The sequence below is a fragment of the Ideonella margarita genome, from assembly GCF_038066635.1.
In the GTDB taxonomy this organism is placed as follows: domain Bacteria; phylum Pseudomonadota; class Gammaproteobacteria; order Burkholderiales; family Burkholderiaceae_C; genus Ideonella; species Ideonella margarita.
In genome coordinates this window covers 140,869-152,824 of record NZ_JBBUTI010000004.1, presented here as the reverse complement: position 1 = coordinate 152,824, position 11,956 = coordinate 140,869, and the positions used below count along the sequence as shown (strand labels likewise).

The following is an 11,956-nucleotide window of genomic DNA, read 5'->3' as shown; positions in this document are numbered from 1 at the left end:
AACATGACCACCAATCCGCTGCTGCAATTTGACGGCCTGCCCGCCTTCGACGCCATTCGCCCCGAGCATGTGGCCCCCGCCATCGAGCAGTTGCTGAAGGAAGCCGACGTGGCCCTGGAAGCCGCGGTGGGTGCTGATGTGCCGGCAGACTACGACGCACTGGATCACACCCTGACGGTGGCGATCGAGCGCCTGGGCCGGGCCTGGGGCGCCGTCAGCCACCTCAACCATGTGGCCGACACCCCAGAGCTGCGCGCCGCGCATGCCGAAGCCCTGCCCAAGGTCACCGAGTTCTTCACCCGCCAGGGCAGCGACGAGCGCCTGTATGCCAAGTACCGCGCGCTGAACGACAGCCCGGCCGCAGCCGCCCTGACCGCGCCCCGCCGCCAGGTGCTGGCCCATGCGATGCGCGATTTCCGCTTGGGCGGCGCTGATCTGCAAGGCGAGGCCAAGGCTCGCTTCGCCGCCATTCAAGACCGCATGGCCGAGCTGGGCCAGGCCTTCTCGAACCACGTGCTCGACGCCACCGACGCATTCGCGCACTACGCCAGCGAAGCCGAGGTCAAGGGCCTGCCCGACGACGCCCTGCAGGCCGCCCGCGCGGCCGCCGAGGCCGACGGCCAGGCCGGCTACAAGTTCACCCTGCACGCGCCCAGCTATATCCCCGTGATGCAGTACGCCGAGCACCGGCCGCTGCGCGAGGCGCTTTACCGCGGCTACGTGACGCGCGCCTCCGACCTCGGCCCGGCCGAGCGTGACAACAGCGCCGTGATGACCGAGCTTCTGCAACTGCGCCAGGAAGAAGCCCGCCTGCTCGGCTTTGCCAGCTACGCCGAAGTGTCGCTGGCAGCCAAGATGGCCAGCACGCCGGCTGAAGTGATGCAGTTCCTGCGAGACCTGGCCGCCAAGGCCCGCCCTAGCGCCCTGAACGACCTGGCCGAGCTGCGCGAATTCGCCGCCCGCGAGCTGGGCCTGGCCGATCTGCAGGCCTGGGATACCGCCTTCGCCAGCGAAAAGCTGAAAGAAGCGCGCTACGCATTCAGCGACCAGGACGTGAAGGCCTATTTCCCGCTGCCCAAGGTGCTGGACGGCCTGTTCCGCATCATCGAGACGCTGTTCGAAGTGGCGATCCGCCCGGCCGAAGCGGCCGTGTGGCACCCGGCCGTGCGCTTCTTCCGCATCGAGCGCGCCGGCCAGCTGGTGGGCGAGTTCTACCTCGACCCGCATGCCCGCCAAGGCAAGCGCCCCGGTGCCTGGATGGACGATGTGCGCGGCCGCTGGCAGCGCCCTGACACCCACGCGCTGCAAACCCCGGTGGCGCATCTGGTGTGCAACTTCGCATCGCCCGTTGGTGACAAGCCGGCCCTGCTGACCCACGACGACGTCATCACGCTGTTCCACGAGTTTGGCCATGGCCTGCACCACCTTCTGACCAACATCAGCGACCTGGGCGTGTCGGGCATTTCCGGCGTCGAGTGGGACGCTGTCGAGCTGCCCAGCCAGTTCATGGAGAACTTCTGCTGGGAGTGGGACGTGCTCAAGCACCTCACTGCCCACGTCGACACCGCCGAGCCGATGCCCCGCGCGCTCTACGACAAGATGCTGGCCGCGAAGAACTTCCAGAGCGGCCTGCAGACGCTGCGTCAGGTTGAATTTGGTCTGTTCGACATGCGCATTCACACCGAAACCGACGCCGCGACCCGCGTGCTCGAGGTGGTGGGCGAGGTGCGCGCTGAAGTGGCCGTGATGCCCAGCCCGGCATTCAACCGCATGCCGCACACGTTCTCGCACGTGTTCGCGGGTGGCTACTCGGCGGGCTACTACAGCTACAAGTGGGCCGAGGTGCTGTCGGCCGACGCCTGGAGCGCCTTCGAGGAAGAAGGCGTGCTGAACCCCGACACCGGCCGCCGCTACCGCACGCAGATCCTGGAAGCCGGTGGCAGCCGCCCGGCCATGGAGAGCTTCAAGGCCTTCCGCGGCCGCGAGCCGTCGATCGACGCCCTGCTGCGCCACCAGGGCATGGCCCACTGACCGCCCTGCCCGCGACCACTCATCCGGACACGCCCATGACCACCCACTCGATTCGACTGCTGCCAGCCGCGCTGCTGCTGGCGATGGTGCTGCCCGCAGCGGCCCAGTACAAGGTGACCGGCCCCGACGGCCGCGTCACCTACACCGACCAGCCGCCGACGCAAACCGGCGCCAAGGTGCAGAGCGTGAACCTGAGCGGTGCGGGCAGCGGACCTGATCTCTCAGCCCTGCCCACGGCGTTGCGGCAGGTGGCCTCGCGCTACCCGGTCACGCTGTACGCCAGCAAGAACTGCGCACCGTGTGACAGCGGCCGGCAATTGCTGACCCAGCGCGGCATTCCGTTCACAGAAAAGCGGGTCGATTCACAAGCCGACATCGCCGCCCTGCTGCGCCAGAACGCAGACGGCACGGTGCCGCAACTGACCATCGGCAGCCAGCGCCTGAAGGGCCTGGTCAGCGCCGACTGGCAGTCGTACCTGGATGCGGCGGGCTACCCGCGTGAATCGGCGCTGCCTGCCACTTACCGCGCACCAGCCGCCGTGGCCCTGGCACCGGCCGCACCTGCACCGGCCCCTGTGACGGCACCGGCGCCCGTCAAGAAGACGGACGAGCCGGCACCGCGCACCGACGGACCGAACATCCGTTTCTGACCGACGGACCCCTGCCGGCGCAGGGCGCAGCGCTCAGCCTGGCAGTGCGTGCCCATGCAGCAGCCGCGCCGGCCACAGCGCCAGCGCCACCAGGCCAGCCATCAGCAGCAGAGGCGCTGCCGGCAAACCGGTGAGGTTGGCCAGCAGGCCGAAGCCCAGCGGCATGACGATGGTGGCGGCGTTGGTGGCCACCATGCGCACACCCAGCGCCTGACCGTGGCGATCTGCCGGCGTGACCTGGTGCAACAGCGCCAGGATCATCGGCTGCACCGAGCCCAGCGCGAGGCCCAGCAAGGCCGAGCCGGCCAGCATGCCGGCCGTACCCGGCAACCAGGCATACGACACACACAGCGCACTGGCCATCACCATGGCGTACCGCAGGGCGCGCCCCTCGTCGATGGACGCCGACCAGCGTGAAATGCCCAGCCGCACCACCGTGGCCGCCACGGCGAATGCGCCCAGCAACAGGCCGATGGTGGAGGCACTCAAGCTCCGTGCATGCCCAAGCACCGGCACGACGAAGCTGTGGGCGTCCCAGCAAGAAGACAGCGCCAGGTTCACCGCCAGCAGCGGCACGAACATCGGCAGCGCCAGCAGCGTGAGCGCCGACACCGGCGCGCGGCCCGCAGCCTGGGCGCTGGCGCGGGCGCTCTGGCGCGGCAGCCGGCTGGCAATCAACCAGGCCAGCACCGGCAGCACCGCCGCAAACACGAAGCCCGAGGCGTAACCGACGTGGTCGATCAGCAGACCCACGGTGATGGGCGCCAGCGCGTTCGACACCGCCGGCCCCAGGGCCACCCAGCTGAACACGCGTTTCAGGTCAGCGGCGTCACGCGCCATCAGGCCGGCCTCGCGCTGAATGGCCACTGCCGCCACGGCAATCGCACCGCCGGTGGCCAGGGCCGCCAGCGCCAGCGCCGCCGGATGCTGGGTCACAGCCGCCAGACCGGCGCCGCAGGTGGCCATCACCACACCCACACCGAGCGGACGGTGCAGGCCGTGGCGATCGGCCAACCGGCCGGCCCACATCGACATGACGATCGGCGCCACCGCGAACAGCGACAACAAGCCGCCCACCACCCATTCGGCATAACCCAGTGACAGCACCAGCAAGCTGGCCGCGACCCGCGTCGCAGCCATGCTGGCGTGCACGCAGATCAGGGCGCCGATGACGAGCGGGAAGTCGGCCTGGCGGTGCCCGGCGGGTTCAACAGTGGCTGGCGCATCGTCCGCAGGCGTTTCCGCGCTGGTGTTGGGTGGTAGTGCCGGAGGTACTGCCTTCATGCGGCGCCGTCTTCGTCAACGGGCGCGGTGCCCAGCAGCGCCTGCACCTGGTGCTCGGGCAGGCTTTCAACGCCCTTGAGCTTGCGGGCCATGACCCGGGTGCGCGTCTCCGCCGCGTCGATGCTCTGGCTGGCCTCATCGAGCTTTTTCTTGGTCTTGGCCAGCACGTCGCCGAACTTGCCGAACTCGGTCTTGACCGCACCCAGCACCTCCCACACCTCGGCGCTGCGCTTTTCCAGCGCCAACGTGCGAAAGCCCATCTGCAAGCTCGACAGGGTGGCGAGCAAGGTGGTGGGGCCGACCAGGCTGATGCGGTGCTCACGCTGCAAGCCCTCCACCAGCCCCGGGCGGCGCAGTGCCTCGGCATACAGGCCTTCGGTGGGCACGAACAACAAGCCGAAGTCGGTGGTGTAAGGCGCGGCGATGTACTTCTCGCGGATCGTGCGGGCTTCCAGCCGCAAGCGCTGCTCCAGCGCCTTGCCTGCGGCCTCGGCGGCCACCGGATCGGCAGCGTCCTGCGCGTTCAGCAGGCGCTCGTAGTCTTCGCGCGGAAATTTCGCATCGATGGGCAACCACAGCGGCCCGGCCGCCCCGCCCTGCCCGGGCAAGCGGATGGCGAACTCCACCCGCGCATTGCTGCCGGGCACGGTTTCAACATTGGCGCCGTACTGCTCGGGCGTGAAGACCTGCTCCAGCAGGCCCGCCAGTTGCACTTCGCCAAACACGCCACGCGTCTTGACGTTGTTGAGCACCCGGTTGAGCGAGCCGACATCACGAGCCAGTGATTGCATTTCACCAAGACCCTGGTGCACCTGTTCCAGCCGCTCCGCCACCTGGCGGAAGCTTTCGCCGAGGCGCTGCTCCAGCGTGGCGTGGAGCTTTTCATCGACCGTCGCGCGCATCTGGTCGAGCTTCTGCTCATTGCCGGCCTGCAGTTGCTGCAGCTGGCGGGCGACGGCCTCGCGCACCTCGGCCAGGCGCCGCTCATTGCTGGCCGACAAGGCCTGCCACTGCGCCTGCTGGGTGCGGGCCTGCTCGGCCGATTGCTGCACCAGGCTTTGCTGGAACAGGCTCAAGCCTTGCAGCAGTTCTTCGCGGGTGCCGCGTGCGGCGGTCTGCACCTCGGTGCGCAATTCGCGCTCGAGGCGTTCGTTGTCACCCCGCTGCTGACGCAGCAGCGCGATCACCTCATCGGCCGAACCGCCTGCGCCGCCGCCCCGCCACAGCAAGGCCAGCAACAGGAGAACAACAACACCCGACAGGGACAATTGAAGGGCGTCAAGCATCGACAAGGGCATGCGGCCATTGTCGCAGCAGGCCCGCCCCGGTGTCAGCGCAGGGGCAACACTTCCGGGTTCAGGGCCGTGGGTGGCGCCTGGCCTGTCAGGGCTGCACGCAAGTTGCTGGCCGCCAGCTGGCACATGGCCAAACGGGTGGGCAAGCTGGCACTGGCGATGTGCGGCGTGAGCACCACGTTCGGCACCTCCAGCAGGCCCGGGTGCACCGCAGGTTCACCCTCGAACACGTCCAGCCCGGCGCCGGCGATGCGTCGCTCAGCCAGGGCCTGCGCCAGCGCAGCGTCGTCCACCACGCCGCCACGCGCCACGTTGATCAAGGTGGCGCTGGGCTTCATCAGCGCCAGCTCTGCCGCGCCAATCAGGTGGTGCGAGGTTGGACCATAGGGCACGACGATCACCAGGTGGTCCGCCGCCTTCAGCAGGCCGGGCAGATCGAGGTAACGCGCGCCCAATGCCGCCTCGTCCTCGGCCGGCAGACGCGACCGGTTGTGATAGACCAGCGACATGCCGAAGCCGTGTACGCCGCGGCGCGCAATGGCCTGGCCGATGCGCCCCATGCCGAGGATGCCCAGCGTGCTGCCGTGGATGTCGGCGCCGGCCATGCCGTCGACGCTCCACTGCTTCCAGTGGCCGGCGCGCAGGTACTGCTCAGCCTCGGTGATGCGGCGGGCGGTGGCCATCATCAAGGCGAAGCCGAAGTCGGCCGTGGTCTCGGTCAACACCCCCGGGGCGTTGCTCACCACCACGCCGCGCGCGGTGGCGGCCGGCACGTCGATGTTGTTGTAGCCCACGGCCATGCTGCACACGGCGCGCAGCGTCGGGCACGCGGCCAGCAGCGTGGCGTCGATCGGCTCGGTGCCCGCCACGAACACGCCGTCGCAACCTTGCAGGCGGGCAATCAGCTCGTCGCGGCTCAGCGGCTCGTCGGTGTCGTGGGTGCTGACGTCGAAGTGCTCGCGCAGCTGCGCCACCACTTCAGGAAAGATCCGGCGCGCCACGAAGACGCGCGGGCGTCGGGCATTCAGGGTGTCATCAGACATGGCTTGTTTCCTTGAAGAGGTGATGCGGCATCACCGGAACCAGATCAATGTGATCAGGGCAAACATGGGCAGCAGCACGGCGGCCGACCACGCCATGTAGCCAAAGAAGCTGGGCATGCGCAAGCCCCGCTCTTCGGCAATCGCCTTGACCATGAAGTTCGGCGCGTTGCCGATGTAGGTGTTGGCGCCCATGAACACCGAACCCGCCGATATGGCGCCGAGCACCGGCGCGAGCGTGGTCATCAGCGTGGCCGGGTCACCGCCCGCGAGGTTGAAGAACACCAGGTAGGTTGGTGCGTTGTCGAGAAAGGATGACAGGGCCCCCGACAGCCAGAAATACGCGACTGGCGATGGCGCGCCAGCCGCATCACTGGCGGCCAGCACCAGGCCGGCGAACCGCCCGTGCACACCAGCCTTGAGCATGGCCAGCACCGGCATCATCGTCAGGAAGATGCCGACGAACAGCTTGGCCACCTCCAGCATAGGCCCCCAGCTGAACTGGTTGCGCGCCCGCACGCCCGCCGGGGTGATCCACAGCGACACCCCGATCACCACCAGCAGCAGCGCGTCGCGCACCAGTTGCTCCAGGCCCATCTCCACACCCGCCACGCTCACGGCCACACCCGGCTTCCACAGGCCGCTCATCAGCACCAGCGCCACCACGGCCGCGAGGGGCAGGAAGTTGACGGCGCCGTCCAGGCCGAGGCGGCCGTTGTCGGGCGTCGGGTCCAGCGGCAGCAGGGCCTCATGGGTGAACCAGTAGCGGTCGAGCAGGTAAAAGATCGCCAGCAGGCCCAGCACCAGAAACAGCGTCTGCGGGCCGATGTGCTTCAGCGTCCAGAAGAAGTCTACGCCCTTGAGGAAGCCGAGGAACAAGGGCGGATCGCCCAGGGGCGTCAGCGCACCGCCGGCATTGCTGACGATGAAGATGAAAAACACCATCACGTGCGCCACATGGCGACGGTTGTCGTTCGCCCGGATCAGCGGCCGCACCATCAGCATCGACGCGCCGGTGGTGCCCATCACGCTGGCCAGCGCGGCGCCCACAGCCAGCAGCGCCGTGTTGGTCAGCGGGCTGCCATGCAGATTGCCGCGCACATGAATGCCGCCGGCCGTGGTGAACAGCGCGGTCAGCAGCACGATGAACGGCAAGTACTCGGTCAGCAGGGTGTGGGCCAGCACACCGCCCACCAGCCCGACGCCCAGATGGCCGGCCAGCGGCAGCAGCAAAGCCAGCGACCACGCCGCCGTGATCTTGCCGAAGTGGCGGTGCCACACGCCGGGCATCAGCAGCGGCATCACCGCGATTGACAGCAACATGCCGGCAAATGGCAGCGCCCACCGCACGCCAAGGCTGTCGCCAGGCAACTCGGCGGCCATGGCCGGCGCATTCATCAAGGCCAGGCACAGGGCCAGGGCCCACCGCGGGGCCGACTGCAATCTCATGGAGCGAATCCGGTTCAGGCGTGCCCAGGCTGACACGCGTCAAGCCTTTGATTCTAGAAAGGTCGCGGCCGTGGCACCGGGCTGCCCACCCCCGACGGGCAGTCAGTCCGTCAGAAACCGGGCAAAGCCCGAGACCGGCTCACGCTGCGTGACCAGCGTGTTCTCGATGGCGCCGGGATCGGCGTGGCCCAGGGCCATGCCGCACACCACCATCTGCTCGGGCGCCAGTTGCAGCTCCTCGGCGATGACGCGGTGGAACTGGGTGAACGCGGCCTGCGGGCAGGTGTCGAGGCCTTCGCCGCGGGCGGCCACCATCACGCTCTGGATGAACATGCCGTAGTCGAGCCAGCTGCCTTGCTGCATCACCCGGTCGATCGTGAAGATCAGGCCGACGGGCGCGTCGAAGAAGCGGAAGTTCCGCGCGTGCTGCGCATGCATGCGGTCCTTGTCGGCCTTGCCGATGCCGAGCAGGCTGTACAAATCCCAGCCCACCTGGCGACGCCGATCGATGTAGGGCGACACCCACTTCTCGGGGTAGTAGGCGTACTCCTCGGTGTGCGCGGCGCGGCTGGCCGGGTCATCAAATGCCGCCGAGACCTTGTCGGTCAGGCGCTGCAGCGCGGCGCCGGTCAGCACATGCACCTGCCAGGGCTGGGTGTTGGTGCCGGAAGGTGCGCGTGCTGCCACCTGCAAGATGCGCTCAATGGTGGCCCGGGGCACCGGCGTAGGCAGGTACGCGCGGATGGAGCGACGGGACGTGATGGCCGCATGGACGGCGGCGGCGTTGCGGGGATCAGGGGTCGTCATGCGGGCACTTTCAAGGCAAGTAGCACCTGGCGCAGTGGCTCAGGCAAGGGCACGGGCCGGCGCGTGGCGCGGTCCACATAGACATGCACGAAGTGGCCGGCGGCCGCACTCAGCGGCTCACCTTCGGCGAACAGGCCCACTTCGTAGCGCACGCTGGAGGCGCCGATGTGCGCCACCCGCAGGCCGGCTGCCACCGTTTGCGGAAAGGCCAGCGGTGCGAAGTAGTTGCAGGCCGTCTCGATGACCAGACCGATCACCTCGCCGGCGTGGATGTCGAGCACGCCGGCATCCAGCAAGTGGCCGTTCACCGCCGTGTCGAAGTAGCTGTAGTAGACGACGTTGTTGACGTGGCCGTAGATGTCGTTGTCCATCCAGCGGGTGCCAATCTGGCGGAACGTGGCGTAGGCCTCACGCCGCTGGGCCTGCGGCCGGCTCGGCGGGGCGGCAGCAGCACCCGGTGCTTGAGAGGAAGGCGATGTGCTCATGCGTGAAGATTCTTCCATTGCCCGGCTTGACACGCTGTCGCAGAAGCTACGCCCGGGCCCGAGAGGAAACCCGAAGGTCTGGCCACTGCGCGGCGCTCTGGGCGGCCAGCGCCAGGGTGTTGGCCTGCACAGCCACCGTGGCGTTGATGTCGTTCCCGTAACCGCCCGCCATGCTCACGGCCACCGGAATGCCGCGCTCGCGCAGGGCACTGAACACCCGCCGGTCACGCTCGGCCAAGCCTTGTGCCGTGATCTTCAGCCGGCCCAGGCGATCGCCTTCGTGGGGGTCTGCGCCGGCCAGATAAAACGCCAGGCCCGGAGGGTCAGCAGCATGGATTTGCCAGATGCGGTCCAAGGCCTGGTCCAGCGCTTCCAGGTACGGCGCATCGGTGCAGCCGTCCGGCAACTCCACATCCAGATCACTGGCTTCCTTGCGGAACGGGAAGTTGCGTGCGCCGTGCATCGAGAAGGTGAACACCGACGGGTCATCGGCAAAGATCGACGCCGTGCCGTTGCCCTGGTGCACATCTAGGTCGATCACCAGCACCCGCAGCAAGCGGCGGTGGCTGCGGTGCCATTCGGCCTGCATCAGCCGGGCCGCCACTGCCACGTCGTTGAACACGCAGAAGCCCGAGCCCTTGTGGGCATAGGCATGGTGCGTACCGCCGGCCAGGTTGGCCGCCACGCCATCTGACAGCGCACTGCGCGCCGCGGCAATCGTGGCCCCGACCGAGCGGCGCGAGCGCTCGGCCATCGCGACTGACCACGGAAACCCGATCTCGCGCTGTTGGGCGTCTGACAACCAGCCCTCGGCCACGGCGCTCACGTAGGCCGGCTCATGGGCCAGGGCCAGCTCGCCGTCAGACGCTGCCGGCGCCGGTGCCAGCACCACGCCGGGCAGGCCTGCCTCGACGGCCTCGCGCAGCAGCCGGTACTTCGCCATCGGGAAGCGGTGGCCTTCGGGCAAGGGCAGGACGAAGTGGTCGGAGGTATAGGCCTGCATAGTCATCACATTGAGGTTCAAGCCATTGTGCCCAGCGTGGCTGGAGGGCGTTGTCACAGCCCTGCCATGGCCCCGTCCGAGACTCCGGCCAAGGGCGTTTGCAGACTTTTGCTGCACTGCAACAAAAAGTGCTTGCAATCGCTGCGACACGCCCTCATACTTCGATTCATGTTGCAGCGCACAAAAGGCTGCTGAGTGTTCCCCCACCTATTAAAGGAGATTCACATGCTGACTGCTGAACAACTGATGGCCGCACAAAAGGCCAACATCGAAACCCTGTTCGACCTGACCAACAAGGCCTTTGAAGGCGTTGAAAAGCTGGTTGAGCTGAACCTGCAAGTGGCCAAGGCCTCGATGGGCGAAGCTGCTGAAACCACCAAGGCCGCCCTGTCGGTCAAGGACGCGCAAGAGCTGATGAGCCTGCAAGCTGGCCTGCTGCAACCGGCCGCCGAAAAGGCCGCCTCTTACAGCCGTCACCTGTACGACATCGCCGCTGCCACCAACGCCGAGCTGACCAAGGCTGCTGAAGTCCAGCTGGCTGACGTGCAGAAGAAGTTCATGGCCACCGTCGACACCGCCGTCAAGAACGCACCGGCCGGCAGCGAAAACGCCGTCGCCCTGGTGAAGTCGGCTGTTGCTGCTGCCAACAACGCCTACGAAACCGTGCACAAGGCTGCCAAGCAAGCCGCTGACGTGGCCGAAGCCAACTTCCAAGCCATCACCAGCACGGCTGTCAAGGCCACCCAGACGGCCCCCAAGGCCCGTCGCTCGGTCTGATTCAAGACGCTGTCATCGCGTACAAGCCGGGCTGACCGAACTGGTCGGCCCGTGCGTGAAGGTTGTCTCCTCGGTGCCCCAGGAAGACTGGCTTCAAGGTACCGTTCAAGCCCGGCCTCGTGCCGGGCTTTTTTACGTCTGTGCCGCGGGTTTCAGTGCGTCAGCGCCAGGATGCGCGCCTTCAGCGCCGGCAGCATCGCCAGCGCGGCTTCCCGGCCGGAGGCGATGGCTTTCTGACGCGCTGAAAAATCGGCGCTCGACACGCCCAGCAGCGCCGGGCGGATCACCACGTCAGCGTCCTTCAGCTCCAGCCGGTTGATGCTGCGCCCCATGATCGAGAAGGTCTGCAGCAGCATGCGGAAGGCGTCGCCGGTGGCGGCGCCATCCGGCGGCGAGGTGATGTCGACGGCGATGACCAGCTGCGCGCCCATTTGCCGCGCCTGCCGCACCGGCACCGGCGACACCAGCCCGCCGTCCACATATTCACGCTCACCGATCTTCACCGGCTGGAACACCGCCGGCACCGCACTCGACGCGCGCACGGCCATGCCGGTGTCACCGCGCCTGAAAAGGATGGGCTCGCCATCGGCCAGGTCAGTGGCCACGATGCCCAGCGGCAGCTTCATCTGCTCAATCGGCAGATTGCCCGTCTGGCTGCGCACATAGCGCGCCAGCGCCTCACCGCGAATCAGGCCGCGGCCCGGGAACGACCAGTCGGTGAGCGCGGATTCGTCCATGCCCTGCGCCAAGGTGGCCAGCTCATGCCCCTTCTTGCCCGAGGCATACAGCGCGGCCACCAGGCTGCCGGCGGAGGTCCCCGCCACCAGATCGACCTTGATGCCCTGCTCTTCCAGCACCTGGATCACCCCGATGTGGGCGAAACCCCGCGCGGCGCCACCGCCGAGGGCCAGGCCAATCACGGGCGGCTTCGGCGGCAGGCGCGGCGGTGGTGGCACCACCACCTGAGGCGGCTCAACGGGTGCGGGGGTGGTCTGGCAGCCGGTCAGGGCCCAGGCGGCGGCGGCAGCCCACACCAGGCCCTGGCGGCGGCGCTGCTGCTGCGTGCTCAATTCGTCTTGCATCGGCAGCATTCTAGAAGCCCGTCACCGCCCCGCACGGCGCCTTAGCTTGAATC

11 protein-coding genes are annotated in these 11,956 nt (G+C 67.9%); 3 read left to right on the top strand and 8 right to left on the bottom strand.

Features of this window, described 5'->3' with window-relative positions; genetic code table 11:
• Positions 1-3: 3 nt before the first annotated feature.
• Both AACH00_RS06075 and AACH00_RS06070 read left to right on the top strand, forming a co-directional pair.
• On the top strand, positions 4-2,031 hold the full coding sequence (locus AACH00_RS06075; protein WP_341398191.1) for a M3 family metallopeptidase: 2,028 nt from the start codon (positions 4-6) through the stop codon (positions 2,029-2,031).
• A 35-nt stretch (positions 2,032-2,066) separates the two neighbouring features.
• The gene (locus tag AACH00_RS06070; RefSeq protein ID WP_341398190.1) at positions 2,067-2,681 is read left to right on the top strand and encodes a glutaredoxin family protein; all 615 of its coding nucleotides are present in this window, start codon (positions 2,067-2,069) and stop codon (positions 2,679-2,681) included.
• Positions 2,682-2,714: 33 nt separating this feature from the next.
• Here the strand turns inward: AACH00_RS06070 and AACH00_RS06065 are convergent, their stop codons facing one another.
• From AACH00_RS06065 to AACH00_RS06035, 7 genes are all read right to left on the bottom strand, one after another.
• A complete protein-coding gene (locus AACH00_RS06065; protein ID WP_341398189.1) occupies positions 2,715-3,965 on the bottom strand; it encodes an MFS transporter in 1,251 nt (416 codons plus the stop codon).
• A complete protein-coding gene (locus AACH00_RS06060) occupies positions 3,962-5,263 on the bottom strand; it encodes a DNA recombination protein RmuC (RefSeq protein WP_341398188.1) in 1,302 nt (433 codons plus the stop codon). The genes AACH00_RS06065 and AACH00_RS06060 overlap by 4 nt, the downstream gene beginning before the upstream one ends.
• A 32-nt stretch (positions 5,264-5,295) precedes the next feature.
• A complete protein-coding gene (locus AACH00_RS06055) occupies positions 5,296-6,303 on the bottom strand; it encodes a 2-hydroxyacid dehydrogenase (protein WP_341398187.1) in 1,008 nt (335 codons plus the stop codon).
• Positions 6,304-6,333: 30 nt separating this feature from the next.
• Complete coding sequence (locus AACH00_RS06050; protein ID WP_423221902.1) at positions 6,334-7,749, bottom strand: sodium:proton antiporter; 1,416 nt, start codon at positions 7,747-7,749, stop codon at positions 6,334-6,336.
• A 102-nt stretch (positions 7,750-7,851) separates the two neighbouring features.
• Complete coding sequence (locus AACH00_RS06045) at positions 7,852-8,556, bottom strand: nitroreductase (protein WP_341398186.1); 705 nt, start codon at positions 8,554-8,556, stop codon at positions 7,852-7,854.
• The gene (locus AACH00_RS06040; protein ID WP_341398185.1) at positions 8,553-9,041 is read right to left on the bottom strand and encodes an acyl-CoA thioesterase; all 489 of its coding nucleotides are present in this window, start codon (positions 9,039-9,041) and stop codon (positions 8,553-8,555) included. Before AACH00_RS06040 ends, AACH00_RS06045 begins: the two co-directional genes overlap by 4 nt.
• A gap of 46 nt (positions 9,042-9,087) precedes the next feature.
• The gene (locus AACH00_RS06035) at positions 9,088-10,044 is read right to left on the bottom strand and encodes a histone deacetylase family protein (protein ID WP_341398184.1); all 957 of its coding nucleotides are present in this window, start codon (positions 10,042-10,044) and stop codon (positions 9,088-9,090) included.
• A 225-nt stretch (positions 10,045-10,269) separates the two neighbouring features.
• Between AACH00_RS06035 and phaP the strand changes: the two genes are divergently transcribed.
• Complete coding sequence (phaP, locus tag AACH00_RS06030) at positions 10,270-10,821, top strand: TIGR01841 family phasin (protein ID WP_341398183.1); 552 nt, start codon at positions 10,270-10,272, stop codon at positions 10,819-10,821.
• Between the two features lie 152 nt (positions 10,822-10,973).
• Here phaP and AACH00_RS06025 read toward each other — a convergent pair whose 3' ends face one another.
• Positions 10,974-11,903 (bottom strand): patatin-like phospholipase family protein, encoded by a 930-nt coding sequence (locus AACH00_RS06025; protein ID WP_341398182.1) that lies wholly within the window; start codon positions 11,901-11,903, stop codon positions 10,974-10,976.
• Between the last annotated feature and the right edge of the window lie 53 nt (positions 11,904-11,956).